Raw genomic sequence first — 24,099 nt, forward strand, 5'->3', positions numbered from 1 at the left:
CGTCCGGATGCCCCGGCCCCGGCAATCTTCAAATAAACACGAAGGTTCCTATCTGACCATCCGCACTTGGACTGCCGTCGTCCCCGTCCCAGATTGGCGCAGAGAACACGACGAGGCACCCATGGCATCTCCCACCTATTACGCCCCGCAAGGCGGCCATCCCGGACAAGAGCAGTTGCTGACAGACCGGGCCATGTTCACCGAGGCCTACGCGGTCATCCCAAGGGGCACGATGCGCGACATCGTTACCAGCAAGCTTCCTTTCTGGGAGGAAACGCGGGCCTGGATTCTTGCCCGGCCGCTAAGTGGTTTCGCCGAAACTTTCTCGCATTACATCATGGAGGTTAAACCCGGCGGCGGCAGCGACCGCCCCGAGACCGATGCAGGCGCGCAGGCGGTGCTGTTCGTGGTCGAGGGGGCGGTGACATTGACCCTCGACGGGGCCGATCATGTGCTGGAACCCGGCGGCTATGCCTATATCCCGGCGGGTTACCCATGGCGGCTGCGCAATCATGCAGGCCCCGCTGCCCGGTTCCACTGGATCCGCAAAGCCTATGAGGCGGTCGAGGGCCTTGAGACCCCGACACCTTTCGTGACCCGCGAACAGGATATCGCCCCGAACGAGATGCCGGGCACCGAGGGGCGCTGGTCGACGACGCGTTTCGTCGATCCCGACGACCTGCGCCACGACATGCATGTCACCATCGTGAACTTCCTGCCCGGGGGCGTCATTCCCTTTGCCGAAACCCATGTGATGGAACACGGGCTCTATGTGCTGGAGGGCAAAGCAGTCTATCGGCTGAACCAGGACTGGGTCGAGGTCGAGGCGGGCGATTACATGTGGCTGCGCGCCTTCTGCCCGCAGGCCTGTTACGCAGGCGGACCGGGGCCGTTCCGTTATCTGCTCTACAAGGATGTGAACCGGCACATGGCGCTGCCGCGGCGCTAATACCCGCAGGATGCCGGGTATCCGGCATCTGCCATTCGTCCTCAGTTGACCGCGGCGGGCTGCGACACGAACGCCGTTGACCGATCCGAGTCCGGCTCTCGTGCCCTGTTGCGGTCTTCTCGCGGTGGGCATCCGAACTTGCGGGCGTAATCGCGGCTGAACTGCGCGGGGCTTTCATAGCCGACGTCGAACGCAACCGAAGACACCGCCGCATCGCTGTCCAGGATCAGGCGCCGCGCTTCGAGCAGGCGGATATCCTTCTGGTATTGTCCGGGGGTCAAACCGGTCACCGCCTTGAAATGCGCATGAAACGACGACGTGCTCATGCCGGCATGCTCGGCCAACGCCGACACTTTCATCGGCGCCTCGATCGAGGCGCGGATCGAGGCAATCGCGCGCGCGACGTGATTTGACGGGTCCTCTCGGTTCAGGAAACGCCTGAGGATAGCGCCCTGCGGCGACAACAATAGCCGGGCGTGGATCTCGCGCAGCAGGATCGGACCAAGCAGCGGTGCCGCGATCTCTTGCCGGGCGAGCGTGAGGAGCCGAACGATAGCATCCAACAATTCACCATCCGCCGGACAAGACAGAAGCGCCGCCGCATTGTCCTCACCCCCAGCAATGTCCGGCATCCGATCGAAGAAGCTGCGCAGGATGCCAAGATCCAGTCGCAGCACCACGGCGATGTAAGGCTCGGCCAGAGAAGCCCGGGTGATCCGCGACAGAACCGGCAGATCGTGGCTGACGATAATGACATTCCCCGCCGGGCAATGCACCGACAGAGTTCCGGCGGAAACATCCTTGGCACCCTGCAAAATCACGCAGAGCAAAGGCCGGTACAGTGTACCCTCGATAGCCGAGGGCTGGGTGCGCCGCAGCAGCACAGCCCCACCCAAGCCAAGCTGGGTAACGCCCCCTGCCGCCTCGGGCGCAGCCAGTTCACCCGCCAACCTAACAAGTCCCGAGTGCATCGGACCTCCATAAACGTCTCGCAAGGCAGGTTTACCACAGACCGGCACACGACATTATTTTTACGAGTAGTTAGAGAATATGACAATACTTTGAGAGAAATTGTCAAAAACAGCAGCCTGTTTTCACTATTACTTCTCTAATAGAGCAATTTTTCAAACCCCCGAACGACTTCTTGGAGAACAGGGATGACCAACTCACTTAACGAGACCCCCATGACAGCAAACGGCCTCCCGCTGGTCGGTTTCGGTACCTACCTCATTGCCGACGAGAACGCCGCAGCAGCAGTCGCGACCGCTATCGGGGCCGGGTATCGCCATATCGACACCGCGGCGGGGTACCACAACGAGGCCGGCGTGGGCCAAGGCATCCGCGACGGCCTTGCCGCAACCGGGCTTGACCGCGCGGACCTGTTCGTGACGACGAAACTTTGGCCCGGCAACCCGGCCTGGGGAGACACGCCAAAGGGGTATGACGAAACCATTGCCGCGTTCGAGGCGTCGCGCGCGGCACTGGGGCTCGACCATGTCGACCTGTACCTGATCCACGCCCCGTCAGGCGGCGCCGAACGCTTGAACGAATGGCGGGCGCTGGTCGATCTCAAGGCTCAGGGCAAGGCCCGCGCCATCGGGGTAAGCAACTATACCGAAGCCCATATCGAAGAGATCCGGGCGGCGGGTCTGCCGATGCCAGAATACAACCAGATCGAGCTGCATCCCTGGAGTCAGAAGCGCGAACTTCTGGCTTTCATGGCCGAAAACGGCATTGCTCCGATCGCCTACAGCTCACTCGTTCCCCTCTCCACCTGGCGTGCGGAACCAGGGCAAGCCAGCGGCAAGACTGCCGAGATGCAGGCAGACGGAACCGATAAACATTCTCCCTTCAAGGCGATGGCCATGAAACACGGTGTGAGCGAAGCACAGGTCCTGTTGCGCTGGGGCGTGCAAAGGGGGTTCGCGGTCCTGCCCAAAAGCCTGAACCCCCGGCGGGTGCAACAGAACATTGATCTGTTCGGCTTTGCCCTTGATGACGATGATATGGCCTTGATCGAAACGATGGATCGGGGCGATGGTGTTGCCTGGGCAACAGGCGACCCACGTTTCATGGGGTGAGACCGATCGTGCCCGCCCGACCGGGATCAGCGCGCAGTTTTTGAAAGTCAGGGGCATGCCAGCGTCCCTTTTCCTGTGTTCTTTTCCCCGGCGCGCGCCGGCTGGGGCTTTTCAGACCCTGTGCAATCTGCTCGGAACATCACAGGGTTTCGGGCTGCACCGGAGGTTTCACCAAGAAGCGGCATCGCGTCTTGTCCACCCTTCTCGCCCTGTCCATCTTTGGCCCGGCGGTCGCGGTTGCGTAGCAGGAGACCCGTTGAATGGTGGACCGCAAGACGCTGTACCAGAAATTTCGGGCGAGTTCTTTGCCAGGGTCAACTGTCTGTGAGGCAAGCCGTGTCTGGGCATTGAGATCGGTCAAAGCTCCTGCCATAGCTTGCCCATGAGACTCGCGATCAACGGATTCGGCCGCATCGGCCGCACCATCCTGCGGCAGCTGCTGGCTGCGCCGCGGGCCACCGATATCGACCTGGTGCTGATCAACGATATCGCACCGCTCGAAACCTGCGCCTATCTCTTCGAATATGACAGCACCTTCGGCCCCTGGCGCGGCAGCGTTGCCACCGGCGCCGACAGCCTCATCGTCGATGGCCTGACCATTCCGGTCACCCACAGCGCCGACCTCGCACGGGTCGACCTGTCGGACGTGGACGTTCTGCTCGATTGCACCGGCATTGCCCGCACATCGGACGTCGCCGCCCGGGGCCTCGGTGCCGGAGCTGGCAAGGTGCTGATCTCGGGCCCCTCGCCCGCCGCCGAAATCACCGTGGTGCTGGGCGCGAACGAGGCGCTTCTGGGCAATGCCCGTATCGTCTCGAACGCCTCGTGTACCACCAACGGGCTGGCACCGCTGGCGCGGGTGATCGATGACATCGCGGGCATCGTCAGCGCGCATATGACGACGATCCACTGCTACACCAACAGCCAGCCGATGGTCGACGCGCCCCGGGGCGATCTGGCCCGCTCCCGGGCCGGGGCGCTATCGATGGTGCCCACCACCTCCAGCGCCACCCATCTGATCGACGAGGTGCTGCCGCATCTGGCCGGCCGTATCTCGGGTGCGGCGGTCCGGGTTCCGACCGCCAGCGTCTCGGCTGTTGATCTGGTCGTGCAACTTGCCAGCACAATGAAGCCCGAGCAGTTCGAGACCGCCCTGCGCGAAGCAGTCAACGCCTCGCCTGTGCTCGGCTGGACCGACAAACCGCTGGTCTCCTCCGACCTGCGCGCGCGCCCTGAATCGCTGGTCATCGCCGGTCCCGAAACCCGCATGGTAGGGGACCGGCAAGTCCGGGTGTTCGGCTGGTACGACAATGAATGGGGCTTCTCGGCACGGATGCTGGATATCGCCCGTCTGATGGCCGGATAACCCTGCCCATATCCACCCGCAGCTTTCTTCTGTTCGAAAATACCTCCGCCGGAGGCATCGCGCCTTGGCGCGATCGACGCGCGGGGCAGGCCCCGCGCGCCCGGCCCAACCGGGGCCAACGCATCTTCGATGCGGCGGAACCGGGCGGGAGTGGCCCGCCCGATGAAACCCCTTACTTGCGCCCGTGTCCGGCCATGCCGCCCGAAACCTCCTCGGTCGCCTCCTCGCCCAGTTCCTGCGGCAGGACCAGGTTCAGCACGATGGCAATCACGGCGGCGGGCAACAACCCGCTGGTCATCAGGATACGCGCGGTATCGGGCAGATGCTGCACCGCACCGGGCTCCAGTTGCAAACCCAGCCCGACCGACAGCGCGATGGCAAAGATCACCATGTTGCGCCGGTTCCAGTGCACGTCCGACAGCATCGAGACGCCTGCGGCGACCACCATGCCGAACATGACGATGACCCCGCCGCCCAGAACCTCGATCGGCACGGTGCGGATGATCGCGCCCACCTTGGGCACCAACCCGCAGAGGATCAGGAACAGCGCCCCGATCGTGACCACATGGCGGCTCATCACCCCGGTCATCGCGATCAGGCCCACGTTCTGGCTGAACGAGGTGTTGGGGAACGCGCCGAAGAGGCCCGCAACAGCGGTGCCCAGACCGTCGGCATAGGTGGCGCCGGCGATTTCCTTGTCGGTTGCCTCGCGCCCCGCGCCGCCCTTGGTGATGCCCGAAACATCGCCCACCGTCTCGATGGCCGAAACCACTGCCATCATGGCAAAGCCGATGACGGCGGCCAGCGAGAATTCGAACCCGTATTTGAACGGCACCGGCAGCGCAAAGCCCGCCGCCCGGCTCCAGCTGGTGCCAATCGCCTCGAATGTCACCATGCCCACCATCAGCGCATAGACATAGCCGACGATCAGCCCCAACAGCACCGCCGAGACCGACAGCATGCCCCGGGCAAAGAACTTCAACCCCAGCGTCACCAGGATCACCACCAGCGCCGCCGACCAGTTGAGAAGCGAGCCGTATTCCGGCGTGCCGATGGCGGGCACGCCGCCCGCCGCATACTGGATGCCGACCTTGACCAGCGCCAGACCGATCATCGTCACCACCAGACCGGTCACCAGCGGTGGCAGGGCAAAACGGATGCGCCCGATGAAGAAGCCGAGACAGAAATGAAACAGGCCGCCGATGATCGCGCCGCCGAACAGCGCCGCCAGCGCATCCAGCCCCTTGCCCGCGACCAGCGGGATCATGATCGGCAGAAAGGCAAAGCTGGTCCCCTGCACGATCGGCAGGCCCGCGCCGACCCGACCGATGGTCACCGTCTGCAACAGCGTCGCCACGCCGGCAAACAGCATCGACATCTGGATGAGATAAAGGAGCTGCGGGAAATCGGGCGAGTTCGAGCCAAAGCCGAAACCCGCCGCCCCTGCCACAATGATCGCGGGCGTGACGTTCGAGACGAACATCGCCAGCACATGCTGGATACCCAGCGGCACCGCCTTTGCCAGCGGCGGGGTGTAATTCGGATCGCGGAGCTGATCCGCAGTCCCTATCGAAGTGTCGGCCATGATATCACTGTCCTCCCTGTGTGGATCATGGGGGTCTTGCCGCCTCTTCTTTCGCGGGCGGCTTCGATTATCCGGCGACCACCTCCCATGGGTCGTCGAACCAGAATTCTTCCAGATTGGCGCCAGCGCCGATGCGGTCGACCACCGCAAAGAGGCCGGGTGCCGTAAGCGGCGTCAGCACTCCGTGCCAGGTGCCGCGATGATAGTTCACCGCCTGCCCTGCTTCGGTGACAAAGGCGCGTGGCGTACCGGGGCGGCCGTCCTCGTCCGGGGCCACGATCACCAGAAAGGGCTGATGGCTCATCGGGATGAAGGCCTGGCTGCCGTCCGGGTGCCGCTCGACCATGTCGAGCGTATAGGGCAGCGCACGCGGATTGGCGTCGAACAGACTGATACCCGCGCGTCCGTCGTTGAAATCAAGCAACGCCCGGTCGTGATAGCGCCCGCACTGGCCCTGATTGATGATCTTGTCCGGAGCGCCTGAGACCGACATCAGGTCACCAAAAGGCGCAAACCCCGCCACGGTGATCGGTTCCGTCTTGATGCGGCGGCTCATGACGGCAGCACGTCCCGCAGGCGGAACTCGGCGATCCGTTCGACCTGGCGGCAGGCCTCGGCAAATTCGGTCTCGCGGTCATTTCCGATGCGGCGCTGAAAGGCGGCGAGGATCGAGGCCTTGTCATGGTCGCGCACCGCGATGATGAAGGGAAAACCGAAGCGCGCCACATATTCGGTATTGAGCCGGGTAAAGGTGGCGCGTTCCTCGTCGGTCAGCGCATCCAGCCCGGCCGAGGCCTGTTCCGAGGTGCTTTCCGCCGTCAGCCTTTTCGCCTGTGCCAGCTTGCCCGCCAGGTCCGGGTGCGCGGTTAGAACGCCCAGCCTTTCCTCGGCACTGGCCGAGCGGAACATGCGGCAGAGCGAATTGTGCAACCCGCCCGCCGTGTCATGGGCGGGGCCAAGCTCCAGCCCATGGGCGCGCTCGGCAATCCAGGGAGAATGTTCGAAAATGCCGCCATAGGCCGCCACGAAATCGGCCCTGGGCATCTCGGAGGGACGGGTGCGCGCCACCGGCGGATGTTCGCGCGCCCAGTGTTCGGCGATTTGCAGGCGGGTGGCAAACCAGACATCCGCATGCCCCTGCGCATAGTCGAGGAAGCGTTTCAGCGCCATCACCCGACCGGGGCGGCCAATCAGGCGGCAATGCAGGCCGATGGACATCATCTTGGGCGCGCCCTCGACCCCTTCGGCATAGAGCGCGTCGAAGCTGTCCTTGAGATAGGCAAAGAACTGATCACCAGAGTTGAAGCCCTGCGGCGTGGCAAAGCGCATATCGTTACAGTCGAGCGTGTAGGGCACGATCAACTGGTCACGCCCACCCAGCCGTTTCCAATAGGGCAGATCGTCGTCATAGGTGTCGGAAATGTAATCCATCCCGGCCTCAGCGGCGAGGCGCACGGTGTTCATCGAGCATCGTCCGGTGTACCAGCCGCGCGGACGGCTGCCCGTCACCTCGGTATGCAGGCGGATCGCCTCGGCGATCTGGGCGCGCTCCTGCGGCTCGGGCATGTCCTTGTGTTCGACCCATTTCAGCCCGTGGCTGGCAATCTCCCAACCCGCGGCTTTCATCGCCGCTACCTGATCCGGCGAGCGGGCCAGCGCGGTGGCGACGCCGTAGACCGTGACCGGCAGGTCCTGCATCAGCCGGTACAGGCGCCAGAACCCGGCCCGCGCGCCATACTCATAGATGGTCTCCATGTTCCAGTGGCGTTGACCCGGCCATTGCGCGGCGCCCACCACCTCGGACAAGAAAGCCTCGGAGGCGGCATCGCCATGCAGGATGTTGTTCTCGCCCCCCTCCTCGTAATTCAGCACGATCTGCACAGCGATCCGGGCACCGCCGGGCCAATTGGCATGCGGGGGCGTCGCGCCGTAACCGATCATGTCGCGCGGATAGCGGGGAGATGTCATGGCTGGGTCCTGCCTGATTGAGAATGAGGTCCGCTTTTGTCCATATCCCAGAACGCGGGTTCCGTTTATCAAATGCGATTTGACGCAGCTTTCGGAAATTGGAAAGAGCGCACTGGACCGGCCAGGGGCATGATGAGCTGCGGGGTGCCCGGTTCAAGGTGCCGTGAGCCGGTCCTCGGGACAAGCGGCCATCTTCAAATCAAGACAGAAACTCTCTCGTGATTTCCGGGTTTGCCCCGGGCAATATGGATATGCGAGGCAAGGGAACGCACAAGGAGGCCGCCATGACCGGATATCTCACCACACATGTTCTGGACACCGCCCGTGGGTGCCCCGCCGCGGGGCTGCGGATCAGCCTGTACAGCATCTCGGGAACAACGCGCAGCGAGATTACCCGGATGGTCACCAATGCGGACGGACGGACCGACGCGCCAATCCTGCCTCAAGAGACCTTTGCCACCGGGACTTACGAGCTGGAGTTTGCCGCTGGCGATTATCTGCGCGCAACCGGCCAGGCCGGGGCGGAACCGCTGTTCCTGGACATTGTGCCGATCCGGTTCGGAATGTCGGACCCCGAGGCGCATTACCATGTGCCGCTGCTGCTGTCGCCCTTTGGCTATTCCACCTATCGCGGCAGCTAGGCACGGTCGTTGAAGAAGCGGGGCCCTCCCGCCCGTCGGTCAGGCATCAAAGATGCCCTCCTCCCGTTGGGCCAGGCGCCGCGCCCCTGGCGCGGCGCTGTTGCGACGGGTATGACCGTTCGCCACTGACCGACCGCGCCGGACCGCAGGTCCGGCGCCGGGCCCAACGCCGGGAGTTGCCCGTCAGGGCAGCGATCCGGGGGCGGGAGCGCCCCGGTCTCAGGCGGCGACCTTCTCGGCCGTTTTCACCGCCCGTCCGATCCGTTCTATCATGAACTCCATAAACAGCCGGGTCTTGGGGTCCTGATGTCGCCGGTGCGTATAGAGACAGGCCATCTGTACGGGCACCGGAGGTGTGTCCATCGCCACCGGCACCAGCCGACCGGCCTTGAGATGCTCGGCCACCTCGAAAACCGGCTTCATCGCGATCCCCTGCCCCGTCAGCGCCCAGTCTGTCAGCACATCGCCATCGTCGCATTCATGCCGCCCCGATACCGCAAAACGGCGCGGCCCCTCGGCGGTCTGCAAAAGCCACTGGAATTCGGTCGCACCCGGAAAACGCAGGTTGAGGCATTCGTGCCGCCCCGTGATCAGGTCTTGCCCGGCGGCGGGCAGGCCCCGCCGCTTGACATAGTCCGGTGCGGCACACAGAACCCGGCGGCAATCGGCGATCTTGCGAATGCGCAGATTGCTGTCCTCGGGTTGGCCAAGGAAAAAGGCCAGGTCCAGACCCTCGGTGGTCAGGTCGATGGTCCGGTCGGTCAGCCGCAGGCGAATGTCGATCTCGGGATACTCGGCCAGGAATTCCGGCACGTTCGGCGCCAGCAACCGCCGCCCCAACCCCAGCGGCGCCGCAACAAACAGCGAACCGCGCGGTGCTTCGGTCAGGTGCATCACCTGCGCCTCGGCCTCGTTCACCGCATCCAGCACCGCCACCGCGCCGGGGTAAAAGGCGCGTCCCTGTTCGGTGGGCGTCAGATTGCGGGTGGTGCGCTGGAACAGCCGCACGTTCAGATGCTCTTCAAGCTGTGAAATCCGGGCCGAGGTCACCGCCGGCGAGATCCGCAGGTCGCGGCCCGCAGCGGACATGCTGCCCAGTTCATAGACCCGCACGAAGGTTCGGATATTATCGAGATAGGACATTGTTCCGGAAATTTTGATACAGTTTGGCAATATGCTGGAATACCGGAAAAAACGCGCTTTGCCTAGTCTGACGCAAACGGATCGGAGACCACCCTTATGTATGATCTAGCCGTGTTCTGGGATTGGCTGGCCTTTGGCGTGCGCTGGCTGCATGTGATCACCGCGATTGCCTGGATCGGATCGTCCTTCTATTTCATCGCGCTCGACCTCGGTCTGCGCAAGGCGCCCGACCTGCCGCCCGGAGCGCATGGCGAGGAATGGCAGGTGCATGGCGGCGGGTTCTACCACATCCGCAAGTTCCTGGTCGCGCCCGAACGCATGCCCGAACACCTGACCTGGTTCAAATGGGAGAGCTATGCGACCTGGCTCAGCGGCTTTGCCCTGCTGATGATCGTCTATTGGGCGGGGGGAGAGCTGTATCTGATCGACCAGTCAAAGGCGGAGCTGGCGCTGTGGCAGGGCATCGCGATCTCGGCGGCAACGCTGTCGATTGGCTGGCTGGTCTATGACCGGCTGTGCAAATCCGGGCTGGCCGAGCGCCCGACCCTGCTGATGGTGCTGCTCTTTGGCCTCTTGGTGGTGATGGGCTGGGCGCTGAACCAGGTGTTCACCGGCCGTGCCATGATGCTGCATCTGGGCGCCTTCACTGCCACGATCATGAGCGCCAACGTCTTCTTCATCATCATCCCCAACCAGAAGATCGTGGTGGCCGACCTGATGGCCGGACGCGCGCCCGATCCGAAATACGGCAAGATCGCCAAGCTGCGCTCGACCCATAACAACTATCTGACGCTGCCGGTCCTGTTCCTGATGCTGTCGAACCACTATCCGCTGGCCTTTGCCACCCAGTACAACTGGATCATCGCGGCGCTGGTTTTCCTGATGGGGGTGACGATCCGGCACTATTTCAACTCGCTGCATGCCCGCACCGGCAACCCGACCTGGACCTGGCTGGTGACCGCCCTTTTGTTCCTTGCCATCATCTGGCTCTCGACCGCACCGATGCACCAGCCGCTGGAAGAGGCCGAGGCGCAGCCTCTGACCGCCACGGAACAGCGGCTGGCCGCCGCGCCCGGCTTTGCCGAGGCGCATGACGTGGTGCTGGGGCGCTGTTCCATGTGCCATGCCCGCGAACCGGTGTGGGAGGGCATTCTCTGGGCGCCCAAGGGTGTGCTGCTGGAAACCGAAGGCGATATCGCCCGCAATGCGCGGGCGATCTATCTGCAATCCGGGGTCAGCCATGCCATGCCCCCCGCCAATGTCACCTATATGGAACCCGAGGATCGCGCCGCGATCATCGCCTGGTACCGCGCCGCCACCCGCTGACGCGCCCTTGCCGCCCGGAAATGAAGCGCCTGCGCAGGGCGCCTGCCTGCCCGTTCCCTCCCGGCGCGGCAGTTCCGCCGATGCCGGATTATGCCGTTCCGCTCCCCTCGCTCGCTGTGCTACACAGACAGCAACCGGCGAGTCATCCTTGGGGGGAGGCCCGTAATCCGTAAGGCCGAGCAGTCTGGAGCCGTGGCATGAAACTGACAGGCCCCTTGGGTGTGCTTTTGCGCGGTCTCGCCACCGCGGCCATTGCCCTTTTGCCCACAACCACACTCGCCCTCGAAGCGGTGCTGACCGCACCCGGCGCCTCGGAAGAGTTGCAGGATCGTCTGCGCCAAAGCTCGTCTGCCCTTTCGGCGCCGGCACGTGGCCAGGACAGCCCCCTGGAACTGCTGTCAGCGGCACTCTCGGATTACCGTACCCTGGTTCAGGTTCTGTATGACGCGGGCCATTTCAGCCCGGTGATCCATATCCGTCTGGACGGGCGCGAGGCCGCCGGGATCGACCCGTTCTTCACACCTGAAAAGATCGGGCGGATCGAGATCGCGGTCGATCCCGGCCCCGCCTTCCGCTTTGGCACAGCGCGGGTGGAACCGCTAAGTGCCGGAACCCGCCTGCCCGAAGGCTTTGCCTCCGGTCAGCTTGCCACCACCGGCGCCATCCGCGCCGCGGCGCAGACAGGTATCACCGGTTGGCGCGAGGCCGGTTACGCCAAGGTCCGGATCGGCGACCAGCGGATTCGGGTGCGCCATGCCCCCGCCGAACTGGACGCCGACATTCGCCTGTTGCCTGGTCCCAAACTGCGCTTTGGCCAGATGTATGTGCAGGGCGGCAGCGACGTGACGCCCAAGGCCATCGCGCGCATCGCGGGCTTTCCCAGCGGCGAGGTCTATTCGCCGGACCAGGTGCAACGGGTCGGAACGCGGCTGCGCCGTACCGGCGCCTTTGCGCTGGTCTCGGTCACCGAACACGAGACCCCCAATCCCGACGGCACGCTCGATTTCGACGCCACGTTCGAGGACCTGCCCAAGCGACGCATCACATTCGGCGCCGAACTGTCCTCGCGCGACGGGCTCGACCTGTCGGCGATCTGGATCCACCGCAACCTGTTTGGCGCCGCCGAACGTCTGCGGCTTGAGGCGACCGTGCGCAACATCGGCGGCACCGAGGATATCGACGGACGCATCGGTTTCCGCCTCGACCGACCCGACCGGCTGGGGCCGGATGACAGCATCTTCTATATCGGCGAGGCGGAACGGCGAAACCGCACCCATTACCAGATTACCCGCGCGGTGCTGGGCATCGGCGCGCGCCGCACCTTTTCGGACACGCTCTATGCCGAGGCCGGGATCGGCCTGAGCTATGGCGATGCGGACGACGCCTATGGCACCGGGCGCAAGTTCCGGTATCTGGGGCTGCGCACGGCCCTGGAATGGGACGAGCGCGACAACAAGGTCAGCGCCACGCGGGGCTTTTACATCAATGCCGGGCTGGACCCGTTCATCGGGTTGTCAGGCACAAAGTCGGGGGCCCGGCTGACCGCCGATGGCCGCGCCTATTGGGACTTCAACACCGAAGGCCGTTTCGTGCTGGCCGGGCGGTTGCAACTCGGTTCGGTCTTTGGTCCGTCGCAATCCGATATCTCGCCAGAGCTGCTGTTCTTCTCGGGCGGCGCCGGCACCGTGCGCGGCCAACCCTACGAGAGCCTGGGCCTCCCGGTCGGTGGCAATACCGCGGGCGGCAAGTCCTTTGTCGGCCTGTCGACCGAGATCCGGGGCAAGGTGACCGAAAAGATCTCACTGGTGGGCTTTTACGACTTCGGATCGGTGGGGGCCTCGTCCTTCATCACGTCGGGCTCGGACAGCCATGCGGGTGCCGGGCTGGGTATCCGCTATGATCTGGGCGGGCTGGGGCCGCTGCGGCTGGACCTCGCTTATCCCACCAGCGGCAAGACCGATGGCGGGCTGCAATTCTATCTGGGGATCGGGCAGGCATTCTGATGAAACCGGTTGTATATCCGCTGGCCTTCGCGCTCACCCTGTCTACGGCCGTGGCCGAAACCCAGAGCCTGGAAGAAAGCGGCGGCCTGCTTGTCGATTTTCTCGAAGACACGCTGTCGGGCGAGGGGCGCAACATCCGGGTGCGTGGTCTCTCGGGCGCGCTGAGTGCGCGCGCCACCATCGAAGAGATCACCGTCGCCGACGCCGACGGGGTCTGGTTGACCATCCGCGCGGCGGAACTGGACTGGAACCGGCTGGCGTTGCTGCGCGGACGCTTCTCGGTCAACACGCTCACCGCCGCCGAGATCGACATTGCCCGCCCGCCCCTGCCCGCGCCCGCCGAGGTCGAACTGCCCGATGCCGCCGCCACCCCGTTCCAGGTGCCCGAACTGCCGGTCGCGGTGGAACTTGGAGAGCTTGGGGTTGAGACTTTGACACTGGGCGCACCGCTGCTGGGCGTGGCCGCGACGCTGTCGATCGGGGGTAATCTGACCCTGGCCGACGGAGCACTGGATACCGCGCTGAGTGTAACCCGGCTGGACCGGCCCGGCGACAAGATCGATCTGTTGGCGGGCTTTGCCAACGAGACCCGGCAGATCACACTGGATCTGACCCTGACCGAGGCGGCGGGTGGCTTGATCGCAACCACTCTGGGGATCCCCGATGCCCCCGCGCTGCTTTTCAACGCCAAGGGCGCGGGGCCGATCGACGATTTCACCGCCGATATCGGTTTAAGCAGCGACGCGGTCGAACGGGTAACAGGACAGGTGCGGCTGCGCGGCACCGGAGATGAGACCGCCCCCGGCATTCTTTTTGCCGCCGAACTGGGCGGCGATGTCACGCCGCTGCTGGATCCCGCCTTTGACCCGTTCTTCGGCACCGACACCCGGTTCGCCGTCGATGGTAGTTCGCTCGCAGATGGGGCGATGCGGATCGACCGGTTCGACCTGCGCTCGGACGCGCTCGACCTGAGCGGCGCGCTGGCTCTGGCCCCTGGCGGCACGCTGGACCGCGTGGCGCTTGACGGGCGCATCACCCCGCCCGACGGGTCCAGTGTCACCCTGCCCGTGCCCGACCAGCGGATCACACTGGGCGCAGCGCAGCTGAGCGGTCGCTATGACCGAAGCGAGGGAGATGGCTGGGTTCTGGACCTGAGCGCCGAGGCGCTCGACACGCCCGATCTGCGGCTCGACCGCGCCCGGATCGGTGCCAGCGGCACCCTGACCCCGGCGGCGGGCGGCCCCACGCTGGCCGGGCAGATCGAGGCCGCGCTGGACGGGATGGCGTTTGCCGACCCGGCGCTGAACAGCGCTCTGGGTGAGGCCGTCACGCTGACGGGTGGTTTCGAACTGCCACCCGAACGGGCGCTTTCGCTGACCGGTCTTGTCCTGCGTGGAGCCGATTTCACCGCCACTGCCGATGCGGTGATCGACGGGCTGACCTCCGGCTTTGAGATGGACGGCACCGTTGCATTGACCGCTGCCGATCTCGGCCGCTTCTCGGAACTGGCGGGACGCGATCTGGGCGGCGAGGCCGAGGCGCGGCTGACCGGAAACGGCGCACCTCTGTCGGGTAGCTTCGACTTCGTGCTGGACGTCGAGGGGCGCGACCTGAAGACCGGCATGGCCGAGGCCGATCCCTTGCTGGTGGGCGCCAGTCGCCTGCATCTGGACGCGCTGCGCGACGACACCGGTATGACGGTGCGCGCGCTGACCCTCGATTCTGCAGCGGGACAAATCGAGGCCGAGGCAAAGGTGACCCAACCCGATGGCATTCTGGCGCTGGATGGCAACCTGCGGATCGACACGCCCGACCTTGCCCCCTTCTCGGGACTGGCCGGGCGCCCGCTGAGCGGCGCCGTGGTGGCCGAGATCACCGGCAGCGCCACCCGGCTGGGCGAGGAGTTCGACCTGACCGTTGATCTGAGTGGCCGGGGCCTCTCCAGTGGCATGGCTGATATCGACCCACTGCTGACTGGCGCGATCCGGATGAACCTCGACGCGCGCCGCGCCGGCGACGACCTGAGCCTGCGCCGCTTCACGCTTGACGCGCCGGTGCTCAGCACCGAGGTGCAGGGCGAGGTGACCGGGTTGACCGGCGCCCTGGCCTTTGACGGCACCGCACGCATCACGGCCCCCGATCTCGCGCCCTTCTCGGGGCTTGCCGGTCTGGAGCTTGGCGGGCAGATCCGCGCCGGGCTGGAGGGGCGCACCGCACTGAACGGCGAGAACTTTGATCTGAGCCTCGCGCTCGATGGTGTCGACCTGCGCACCGGCATTGCCCAGGTCGACGCGCTGATCGCCGGACAGACCCGGCTGGAATTCGACGGCAGCCGCGATGCGGGCGGGATGGATATCCGCCATTTCGACCTGGACGGCAGCGCGCTCAGCGCCGAGGCCTCGGGCGCTTTTCGCGGCACCGGCAGCAACCTGCGCTTCGCTGCCCGTCTGGATGATCTCTCGCGCGTGACCCCTTCTGTCACGGGGCCGCTGAAGCTCAGCGGCACCCTTTCACCCACCGAAACCGGCCTGCGCAGCGATATCGAGTTGCTGGGCCCCGACAGTTCCTTTGCCCGGCTGAACGGTACGGTCGATACGAATGGCGCCGCCGATCTGGAATTTGACGCCGAACTGGCGCGGCTGGAGCGCTTTGTCCCAGATCTGGCCGGGGCGTTGAAAGCGGCCGGAACCGCCACCCGCACGGGCGGCATCTGGACGGTCAGCGGCAACGCGCGTGGCCCCGCCGGGATCACGGCGGATGTGGCCGGCACATTCGACGAGGGGCAAGGTACGGCAGACATGACCGCGCAAGGCCAGCTCAGCCTGGGCGCCGCCAACAGGGCGCTGGCCCCCAACAAGATCGACGGCACCGCGCGGTTCGATCTGGCGCTGCGCGGTAAGCCGGGACTGGGGGCGCTGAGCGGCACCATAACCACTGCCGACTCGGCGCTTGCAATCCCCGGCCTGGGCCAGACCATCACCGGCATCGGCGGGACTGTCACCCTTGCCAACAGTGCCGCCCGGATCGACATCCGTGGCGGCGTCCGCGCCGGGGGCGGTTTTACCGTCACCGGTCCTGTCTCGCTGCTGCCGCCCTTTGACGGGCAGATCGCGGTACGGCTGAACGATCTGGTGATGACCGACAACCTCTCCTTTGAGAGCGTGTTGGGCGGGCAGATCACCCTGTCCGGGCCGCTCACCGGCAACAGCCGGCTGGCCGGGCAGATCGAGGTGGGCGAAACCAATATCAATCTCAACACCGCCTCGGGCGCAGTCGGTGCCGCTCCTATCCCGGAAGGCATGGCACATCTCGGCGAACCGGCCGCGGTATACGCCACGCGCCAGCGGGCAAAGCTGGTCGATACCGGCAATGGCGGCGGCGGCAGTTCGACCATGGCGCTGGACATCGCTATCAACGCGCCCGGCAAGGTCTATGCCCGTGGCCGGGGTCTGAATGCCGAGATGGGCGGGCGCATCCATATTGGCGGCACCAGCGCGGCGGTGGTTCCCTCGGGCCAGATCGCGCTGATCCGGGGTGATTTCAACATTCTTGGTCGTCGTCTGAAACTGACCAAGGGCGTTGTCACCCTGCAAGGCGATCTGACACCGTTTGTCGAGTTCGCCTCGACCGCCACCACCTCCGAAGGTCAGGCCACGCTCAGGATCATCGGGCCGCTGGACCAACCCGAAGTCCGGGTGACAGCCGATCCCGACCGCCCCTCGGAAGAGGCGCTGGCGATGCTGCTCTTTGGCAACCAGTTCTCGCAGCTCTCACCCTTTGTCATCGCGCAGATGGCCGCCTCGCTGGCGACATTGTCCGGCCATGGAGGCGACGTCGCCAAAGGCGCAAGGGAAAAGACAGGTACAGACACGATCGAAATCGGCACGGACGCGGGCGGGGTTGGACGTCTGGGCGCCGGGGCCTATCTGAGTGACAACCTCTACACCGATTTCACCGTCAATATCGAAGGCGACACCGAGGTGAACCTGAACCTGGACGTGACCGACAACCTGACGCTCAAGGGCATGGTCGACAATTCCGGCGACACCTCGCTGGGCATCTTCTTCGAACGCGATTACTGAGCGATGCGGTTTACCACCCGGCCCGAGATCGCGGGCACCTTTGCGGTTGCCACCTCGACCCACTGGATCGCCTCGGCGGTCGGTATGGGGGTGCTGGAGCGTGGCGGCAATGCCTTTGATGCGGCGGCGGCGATGGGATTTGTGCTGCATGTGGTCGAACCGCATCTGAACGGCCCGCTGGGTGACATGCCGATGCTGATCAAGCCGGCAGGCGATGTGGTGCCCACCATGGTCTGCGGCCAGGGCACCGCACCTGCCGGGGCCACCATCGCGCATTACCGGTCCGAAGGGCTGACGCGCATTCCGGGATCAGGCCTGCTCGCCACCGTCATCCCCGGTGCCTTCGACGCCTGGATGCTGATGCTGCGCGACTATGGGACGCTGCCGCTGCGCGACATTCTGGAACCGGCCATCCACTATGCCCGGGCCGGGCATCCCGCCCTGCCCCGGGTCGCGGCCACTATCGCCGGTCTGGCGGAGTTCTTTCGCGAAGAATGGCCCAGCTCTTACGAGACCTGGTTGCCGGGCGGCAATGCCCCGCGCGCCGGGGCGCTGATGAAGAACCCGGCCCTGGCCGACACCTGGACCCGCCTTTTGACCGAGGCCGAAACGGCGCGCGGTCGCGAAGCGCAGATCGAGGCGGCGCGGGCGGCCTTCTATCGCGGTTTCGTGGCCGAGAGCATCGACCGCTATCTGCGCCATGCCTGCGTGATGGATGCCGCAGGCGGGCGCCGCAAGGGGGTGCTGACCGGCGAGGACATGGCCAACTGGCAGGCCAGCTACGAGGCGCCGATCTCGACCCGCTACAAGGACTGGACCGTGTGGAAGGGTGGCCCCTGGACGCAAGGCCCGGCGCTGCTGCAATCGCTGCATCTGCTCGACGGGTTCGACCTGGGCTCGCTCGACCTCAATGGCGCCGAGTTCGTGCATCTGGTCACCGAAGCGATGAAGCTCTCATTCGCCGATCGCGAGGCCTATTACGGCGACCCCGAACACAGTGACATTCCCATGTGCACCCTGCTGTCCGCCCGCTATGCCGACGCGCGGCGCGCCTTGATCGGCACGCAGGCCTCGACGGAACAGCGCCCGGGGCTGGTGGAGGGATATGAGGGCTGGGTGGCGGCCGCGCTGCGCCATGCGCAGGAAATCTATACCTCGGCCGGGGGAACCGGCGCAGGAGAACCCACCATGGCGCATCTGAGCCAGCGTAAGGGCGATACCGTGCATCTTGACGTGATCGACCGCTGGGGCAACATGGTCTCGGCCACGCCCTCGGGCGGCTGGTTGCAAAGCGCGCCGGTGGTTCCGGGGCTCGGGATGCCGCTGAACAGCCGGGCACAGATGTTCTGGCTGGACGAGGGCTTGCCGACCTCGCTGGCGCCGGGACGCCGCCCGCGCACAACGCTGTCGCCTTCGATGGCACGCGGGCCGGACGGGACCGAGTTGGCCTTTGGCACGCCGGGCGGCGACCAGCAGGACCAGTGGCAACTGATCTATTTCCTGCGGTTGGTGTATGGCGGGCTGAACCTGCAAGAGGCAATTGACGCACCCTTGTTCCATACCAACCATTTCCAAAGCTCGTTCTACCCGCGCGAGGTTCAACCCGGGCATCTGATGGTGGAACCGGCCCTTGGCGAGGCGGCAATTGCCGACCTGCGCGCACGCGGCCACCGGGTCGAAGTGGCCGAACCCTGGAGCGTCGGCCGCCTCACCGCCGCCAGCCGCCTGTCAGACGGCACACTGCGCGCGGCGGCAACGCCCCGCTTGATGCAGGCCTATGCGATCGGACGCTGAGCGCCGGAATTCTGCAAGAATTCCGGGCCGTTTTCCGGGCCGGAAAACGGTGCCGCGCTAGGCGCGGCGGGGCGTGCCCGCAGCATAGATCGCGTCGATCACCTCCTGCACCCTGCGCGACATCTCCAGCGGAAAGACCTCTCCCGCGCCCCGAGTGGCATGCACGAAAGCATCCACCTGCGCCTCGTACTGGTTGATACCCGGAAAGCGAAACACCTGCCGCGACCCTGCTTTCTGATCGTGCAGCACCACCTCGTCAAACCCGTAGAGACCAGCGTTGAACGGGGTCGGCACGTCGATCCAGCCGATCTCGCCAAAGAAGCGCATCGACTGATAGGCGGCCATCTGGGTCGCCACATGGAAATCCAGATCGAACCCGTCAAAGCCAACCGTGGCGCGGGCAAGGATATCGGTGCCGAACTCGGGCGAATACGCGACCCGCGCCGCGGCCCGGCGCATCTCTGCCCCGGTTGCCAGAAGCGTCGTCACCACCGGATAGACGCCGATGTCGGGAAGCGCACCACCTCCCAATTCGGGCCGGTTGCGCATGTTGTCCGGGTCCGTGTTGTGATAAGAAAAGCCGCCGGTGACCTGCCGCAGCGGGCCAATGGCGCCGCTGGTGATCAGGTCGCGCACCTTGTGCCATTGCGGGTGATACCAGACCATGAAGGCCTCGGACACGACCCGGCCCGTGGCATCGCGCGCCGCGATGACGCGGTCGATCTCGTCAGCCTTCAGCGCAATGGGCTTCTCGCACAACACGTGTTTGCCCGCCTCGGCCGCGCGGATGGCCCATTCGGCATGCTGGGCCGTGGGCAGCGGGATATAGACTCCGTCCACATCCGGATCGGACAGCAGCGCGTCGTAGCCGTCATACCAGCGCGCGGCCGAGAACCGCGCCGCCTGTGCCTGTGCCCGGCCCGCGTCGCGGCTGGCGATGGCGTGGATCACGCCGGTTTCTGATCGGGCTATGGCGGGCATCACCTGTTCGCGCGCGATCTTGGCCGTCGACAGGATGCCCCAGCGGAACAAGGGGGCGGTCATGCGCTTTCCTCCATCAGCCGGGCCGCGCCGCTAAGCGCCGCGGCGTCGTCAGCGATCAGACGCACCGGCACCCGGTCAAGGTGGTCGGCAAAACGCCCATCCGCCTCGAAGGCCGACAGGAATTCCGTCCGGGCCGCCGAGCCCAGGATACCGCGCGCAGCACCACCTGCGAAGTGGATGCCCCGGAACGGCAGATACTGGAACACCAGCTCTCGTGCGAAAAGTCCCAGCAACCGCGCGGTCAGCGTCACCGTGGCCGCCGCCTGCGGGTCGCCGCCGGTGGCATAGTCCGCCAGGATGTCCTGTCCGCGCCGCTCCTGTCCTGACAGGATCTGGTGCAACCGCGACAGGCCCCGACCCGAGAACAGGCATTCGTTGGTGCGAAACCCGCCCGCCGCATCGCCGATCTGCGCGCGCAGTTCCTCGGCGATGGCCAGCGGCAGGCTGGCATGGCCCAGTTCGGCCTCGACCACCGCGCCGCCCTTGAGCAGGCAGGTGTTGAAACCGGTGCCAAGCCCCGCCACCAGCGCCTGATCGTTCGAGGGCTGCGCCGCACCGGCGCGGATCACGTCAAGCTGCGCCGCCGTCAACCCCGGCAGCGCATGGCCCAGCGCGACCAGATCGTTGATCAGCCGCGCCGGAATACCCCCCTGCCCCGGCAATGGCGCGGCCAGCTCTGCCGCGTCGAAATGCCAGTTCCGGTTGGTCAGCTCGGCCCGTCCACCCGCCACGGGTCCGGCCACCGCAACACAGACACCGCGCAGGCCCGGCAAGGTGCGGCCCCGCGCATAGGCGTCCAGAACCTCGGCGAAAGAGCCATAGGCATCATTGGCGAACCGGGTCAGATGCACCAACTGCCCGGCGCTGGCCAGCGCGACGCGGGTATTGGTGCCCCCCACATCTGCCACCAGAACCGTCATGGTCACGCCTCGGCCTGCTCGCCCGGGTGCTTGCCCAGGATGATCATGCCCAGCAGGTCGTCATCGGTGACCTTGTCCACGTCCACCGTGCCCACCAGTTGGCCGTTCTTCATGACGCTGGCCCGGTCACAGAGTTTCATGACGTCGTGGATGTCGTGACTGATCAGGAAGATGCCGATGCCCTGCGCCTTGAGCTGCTCGATCAGCTCGGCAACCATTTGCGTTTCATGCGGGCCAAGCGCTGCGGTCGGCTCGTCCATGATCAGGATGCGGGCATCGAAATAGACCGCGCGGGCGATGGCGACCGACTGGCGCTGACCGCCAGACAGGGCCGAGACCGGCTCGTTGAACTTCTTGAAGTTGGGGTTGAGCCGCGCCATGATCTTGCGCGTCTCGGCCTCCATCGCGTCGTCATCGACCAGCCCGAAGGGCGTCACCAACTCGCGCCCCAGAAACAGGTTCGAGGCCGCATCGAGGTTATCCGCCAGCGCCAGTGTCTGATATATCGTCTCGATATTGTAACGCCTTGCGTCGCGGGGATTGTGGATCTCGGCGCGCTCTCCGTTGATGCGGATCTCGCCCGAGTCCATGCGATAGGCGCCCGAGAGGATCTTGATCAGCGTCGATTTGCCGGCGCCGTTATGACCCAAGAGGCCCACGACCTCGCCCGGATAGAGATTGACGCTGACATGGTCGACCGCGTGTACGCCGCCGAACGAGATGCAGATGTCGCGCATCTCGACCAAGGGTGTTCCCGTTCTGTCAATCATCACCGTGCCCCCGTCTTTCTGCGATAGAGAATGTCGATCAGAACCGCCAGTACCAGAACCGCGCCCACGACGATGTTCTGCAAGGGCGCGTCGACCCCGACCATGGCCATGCCCGATTGCAGCGACTGCATGATCAGCGCGCCCAGGATGGCCCCGTGGATGGTGCCGAACCCGCCCGCCAGCGCGGTGCCGCCAATCACGGCCGCCGCGATCACACGCAGTTCGTCCAGCGTACCGATGTCGTTGGAATGGTTGGTCAGGCGGGCCGAGGCCACCACCGCCGAGATGGCACAGAGCGCACCCATCAGGGCGAAAATCTTGACCGTCAGCAACCGGGTGTTGATGCCGCTCAATTCCGCCGCATCCGGGTTGCCGCCCGTGGCAAAGATATAGCGGCCAAGCCGGGTGCGCCGCGCAAGCATGGTCATGCCGACCGCGATAAAGATCAGCAGCAGCACCGAGATCGGGATGCCATAGGCCTCGGTATAGCCTTCGGGCAGGGTCAGGCCCTGTGCCTCGAAATCGCGCTTGAGCCGGGCCAGCGGCACCTCATAGGCGTTCAGGATGGCGACAAAGCCAAGGATCGCGCCCGAGATCAGTGCCGCCAGAACCCCCTCGGCCCAGAGCGGCTTGACCGGGAAGCCATGACGGAGCTTGTTCTTGCGGCTGGCCCACAGCCCGTAGAGCGCGGCGGCCAGCGCCAGCAGACCGGCAACCCAGGACCAGGTGGCACCCAGCGTGCCATTGATGCCGCCGAACTTCATGAAGGTCGGGTCCAGCGGGCCGATGGTCTTGCCGCTGGTCATGTACCAGCCGACATTGCGCCAGATCAGCAGGCCGCCCAGCGTCACGATAAAGGCGGGGATGGTCAGATAACCCACCAGCCAGCCGTGAAAGGCGCCGATCAGCGTACCGACGAGGATGCCAAAGACAATCGTCACCCAGGGGATCAGCGGATGGCCCAGCCCCAGGCCCAGCATGTTGGGCAGGATCTCGGTCTGGGTCATCGCCATGACCGCCGAGCAGGTCGCCAGCAGGGCGCCGACGCTCAGGTCGATATGACGGGTGACGATGACGAACACCATGCCGGTGGCCATGATCGCGACCGAAACGGTCTGGATGGTCAAGTTGAAGATGTTGCGCGGTGTCAGGAAACGGCCGCCGGTCACAAGGTCGAAGCCGATGCACAGGATCGCGAAGGCACCGATCATGCCGAGAAGGCGCAGATCAAGTTCCAGCGTCTGAACAAAGGATTTCTTGGGATGTGCCGGGGACAGCTCCGCCTCGGAATGAGTCATGGGATGTCCTGCGATTTTGGGGGTCTCACCCCAAAGCAGGGTGAGACCGGTCGTGTTGGGAAAGGATCAGTTGCAGGGTGCGGGACCGTTGGTCACGCCCTGGCACAGGGTTTCCTGGGTGATCCAGCCAGCGTCGACAACAACCGACAGGTTGTCCTTGGTGATCGGCAGCGGTTCGAGGAACATGGCGTTCATCTTGGTGCCACCCGGCGAGGTCCAGTCGTCGGCGCCACCGATGGCGTTCATCTTGGTGCCTTCGGCCAGCGACACGGCGATGCGCGCAGCGGCGCGGCCCAGATCGCGGGCATCCTTCCAGACCGAAACGGTCTGGGTGCCCTTGGCCACCCGGTTCAGTGCGGCATGATCGCCGTCCTGACCCGAGACCGGCAGCCCTTCCATGCCTTGCGCGGTCAGCGCGGCCACAACGCCGCCGGCGGTGCCGTCGTTCGAGGCGACAACCGCGTCGACACCGTTGTCGGTGGCGGTCAGGATCTGTTCCATGTTGCGCTGTGCGTTGGCGGGAAGCCAGCCGTCGGTATAGGCCTCGCCCACGATGGTGATGTCACCCTTGTCGATGGCGGCTTGCAGCACTTCCTGCTGGCCACCACGCAGGAAATCCGCGTTCGGGTCGGTGGGTGAGCCCTTGATCATGACATAGCGTCCGGTGGGGGCGGCTTCGAGAACGGCGCGGGCCTGCATCCGGCCCACCTCGACGTTGTCGAAGGTCAGGTAGAAGGCGCGGCTGTCCTCGATCAGGCGGTCATAGCCCACGACCGGGATGCCCTCGTCTGCCGCCGCCTGCACCGCAGGGCCGATGGCCTGCGCGTCCTGCGCCAGGATGATCAGCGCGGTGGCGCCCTGCGCGATCAGGCTTTCCACGTCCGACAACTGCTTGGCCGACGAGCTTTGCGCGTCCGCAGAGATGTATTTCGCGCCCTTGGATTCCAGCTCGGCCTTGATCGCGGCCTCGTCGGTTTTCCAGCGCTCCTCCTGGAAGTTCGACCAACTGACGCCCACGACGACATCGGCCGCCATGGCCACGGTTCCCAGCATGGCGCTGACGATCACCGCGGATGCGGTTGCATAGAGTTTCATTCTGTCCTCCCAAATCGGTTGCAGCCGCACGCCA

18 protein-coding genes are annotated in these 24,099 nt (G+C 65.3%); 8 read left to right on the forward strand and 10 right to left on the reverse strand.

The genetic code is table 11. The features are described from left to right. The first annotated feature begins 121 nt into the window (after positions 1 to 121). A complete protein-coding gene (locus tag AC2FLM_RS19130) occupies positions 122 to 949 on the forward strand; it encodes a bifunctional allantoicase/(S)-ureidoglycine aminohydrolase (protein WP_234139311.1) in 828 nt (275 codons plus the stop codon). A gap of 41 nt (positions 950 to 990) precedes the next feature. Here AC2FLM_RS19130 and AC2FLM_RS19135 read toward each other — a convergent pair whose 3' ends face one another. Next, positions 991 to 1,920, reverse strand: a complete 930-nt coding sequence (locus tag AC2FLM_RS19135) for an AraC family transcriptional regulator (RefSeq protein ID WP_496859513.1) — start codon at positions 1,918 to 1,920, stop codon at positions 991 to 993. Positions 1,921 to 2,106: 186 nt separating this feature from the next. Between AC2FLM_RS19135 and AC2FLM_RS19140 the strand changes: the two genes are divergently transcribed. Then, entirely contained in the window at positions 2,107 to 3,030 is a 924-nt protein-coding gene (locus tag AC2FLM_RS19140) for an aldo/keto reductase (RefSeq protein ID WP_496859514.1), read from the forward strand. Between the two features lie 382 nt (positions 3,031 to 3,412). Further along, the gene (locus AC2FLM_RS19145; protein WP_496859515.1) at positions 3,413 to 4,396 is read left to right on the forward strand and encodes a type I glyceraldehyde-3-phosphate dehydrogenase; all 984 of its coding nucleotides are present in this window, start codon (positions 3,413 to 3,415) and stop codon (positions 4,394 to 4,396) included. 172 nt (positions 4,397 to 4,568) lie between these two features. On the opposite strand, the gene AC2FLM_RS19150 is transcribed toward AC2FLM_RS19145, so the two are convergent. From AC2FLM_RS19150 to puuE, 3 genes are all read right to left on the reverse strand, one after another. Further along, complete coding sequence (locus tag AC2FLM_RS19150) at positions 4,569 to 5,981, reverse strand: nucleobase:cation symporter-2 family protein (protein ID WP_496859516.1); 1,413 nt, start codon at positions 5,979 to 5,981, stop codon at positions 4,569 to 4,571. A 67-nt stretch (positions 5,982 to 6,048) separates the two neighbouring features. Then, on the reverse strand, positions 6,049 to 6,537 hold the full coding sequence (locus AC2FLM_RS19155; protein WP_234218535.1) for an ureidoglycolate lyase: 489 nt from the start codon (positions 6,535 to 6,537) through the stop codon (positions 6,049 to 6,051). Further along, the gene (gene puuE, locus AC2FLM_RS19160) at positions 6,534 to 7,949 is read right to left on the reverse strand and encodes an allantoinase PuuE (RefSeq protein WP_496859517.1); all 1,416 of its coding nucleotides are present in this window, start codon (positions 7,947 to 7,949) and stop codon (positions 6,534 to 6,536) included. Before puuE ends, AC2FLM_RS19155 begins: the two co-directional genes overlap by 4 nt. Positions 7,950 to 8,233: 284 nt before the next feature. Between puuE and uraH the strand changes: the two genes are divergently transcribed. After that, complete coding sequence (gene uraH / locus AC2FLM_RS19165; protein ID WP_496859518.1) at positions 8,234 to 8,590, forward strand: hydroxyisourate hydrolase; 357 nt, start codon at positions 8,234 to 8,236, stop codon at positions 8,588 to 8,590. Positions 8,591 to 8,809: 219 nt separating this feature from the next. Here uraH and AC2FLM_RS19170 read toward each other — a convergent pair whose 3' ends face one another. Further along, entirely contained in the window at positions 8,810 to 9,733 is a 924-nt protein-coding gene (locus AC2FLM_RS19170) for a LysR family transcriptional regulator (protein WP_496859519.1), read from the reverse strand. Between the two features lie 96 nt (positions 9,734 to 9,829). On the opposite strand from AC2FLM_RS19170, the gene AC2FLM_RS19175 reads away from it, so the two are divergent. The 4 genes from AC2FLM_RS19175 to AC2FLM_RS19190 all read left to right on the forward strand — a co-directional run bounded on the left by AC2FLM_RS19175 (position 9,830) and on the right by AC2FLM_RS19190 (position 18,938). Beyond that, positions 9,830 to 11,059 carry a urate hydroxylase PuuD gene (locus AC2FLM_RS19175; protein WP_496859520.1) on the forward strand — a complete coding sequence of 410 codons (1,230 nt, stop codon included), beginning with the start codon at positions 9,830 to 9,832 and terminating at the stop codon, positions 11,057 to 11,059. Positions 11,060 to 11,256: 197 nt separating this feature from the next. Further along, entirely contained in the window at positions 11,257 to 13,062 is a 1,806-nt protein-coding gene (locus AC2FLM_RS19180) for an autotransporter assembly complex protein TamA (RefSeq protein WP_496859521.1), read from the forward strand. Then, complete coding sequence (locus AC2FLM_RS19185; RefSeq protein WP_496859522.1) at positions 13,062 to 17,144, forward strand: translocation/assembly module TamB domain-containing protein; 4,083 nt, start codon at positions 13,062 to 13,064, stop codon at positions 17,142 to 17,144. The genes AC2FLM_RS19180 and AC2FLM_RS19185 overlap by 1 nt, the downstream gene beginning before the upstream one ends. Positions 17,145 to 17,147: 3 nt before the next feature. Continuing rightward, positions 17,148 to 18,938, forward strand: coding sequence for a gamma-glutamyltransferase family protein (locus AC2FLM_RS19190; RefSeq protein WP_496859523.1), 1,791 nt, complete (start codon positions 17,148 to 17,150; stop codon positions 18,936 to 18,938). Between the two features lie 57 nt (positions 18,939 to 18,995). Here AC2FLM_RS19190 and AC2FLM_RS19195 read toward each other — a convergent pair whose 3' ends face one another. The 5 genes from AC2FLM_RS19195 to xylF all read right to left on the reverse strand — a co-directional run bounded on the left by AC2FLM_RS19195 (position 18,996) and on the right by xylF (position 24,065). Then, positions 18,996 to 19,982, reverse strand: coding sequence for a Gfo/Idh/MocA family protein (locus AC2FLM_RS19195; RefSeq protein ID WP_496859524.1), 987 nt, complete (start codon positions 19,980 to 19,982; stop codon positions 18,996 to 18,998). Beyond that, positions 19,979 to 20,902: an ROK family protein gene (locus AC2FLM_RS19200; protein WP_234167203.1), complete on the reverse strand. Its 924-nt coding sequence runs from the start codon at positions 20,900 to 20,902 to the stop codon at positions 19,979 to 19,981. The genes AC2FLM_RS19195 and AC2FLM_RS19200 overlap by 4 nt, the downstream gene beginning before the upstream one ends. Positions 20,903 to 20,904: 2 nt before the next feature. Continuing rightward, entirely contained in the window at positions 20,905 to 21,672 is a 768-nt protein-coding gene (locus tag AC2FLM_RS19205) for an ATP-binding cassette domain-containing protein (protein WP_234139296.1), read from the reverse strand. After that, positions 21,672 to 22,970 carry a sugar ABC transporter permease gene (locus tag AC2FLM_RS19210; RefSeq protein ID WP_234143136.1) on the reverse strand — a complete coding sequence of 433 codons (1,299 nt, stop codon included), beginning with the start codon at positions 22,968 to 22,970 and terminating at the stop codon, positions 21,672 to 21,674. Before AC2FLM_RS19210 ends, AC2FLM_RS19205 begins: the two co-directional genes overlap by 1 nt. A gap of 66 nt (positions 22,971 to 23,036) precedes the next feature. After that, complete coding sequence (xylF, locus tag AC2FLM_RS19215; protein ID WP_234139294.1) at positions 23,037 to 24,065, reverse strand: D-xylose ABC transporter substrate-binding protein; 1,029 nt, start codon at positions 24,063 to 24,065, stop codon at positions 23,037 to 23,039. Positions 24,066 to 24,099: the final 34 nt, after the last annotated feature.

This window comes from Ruegeria sp. SAZD011 (assembly GCF_059612545.1).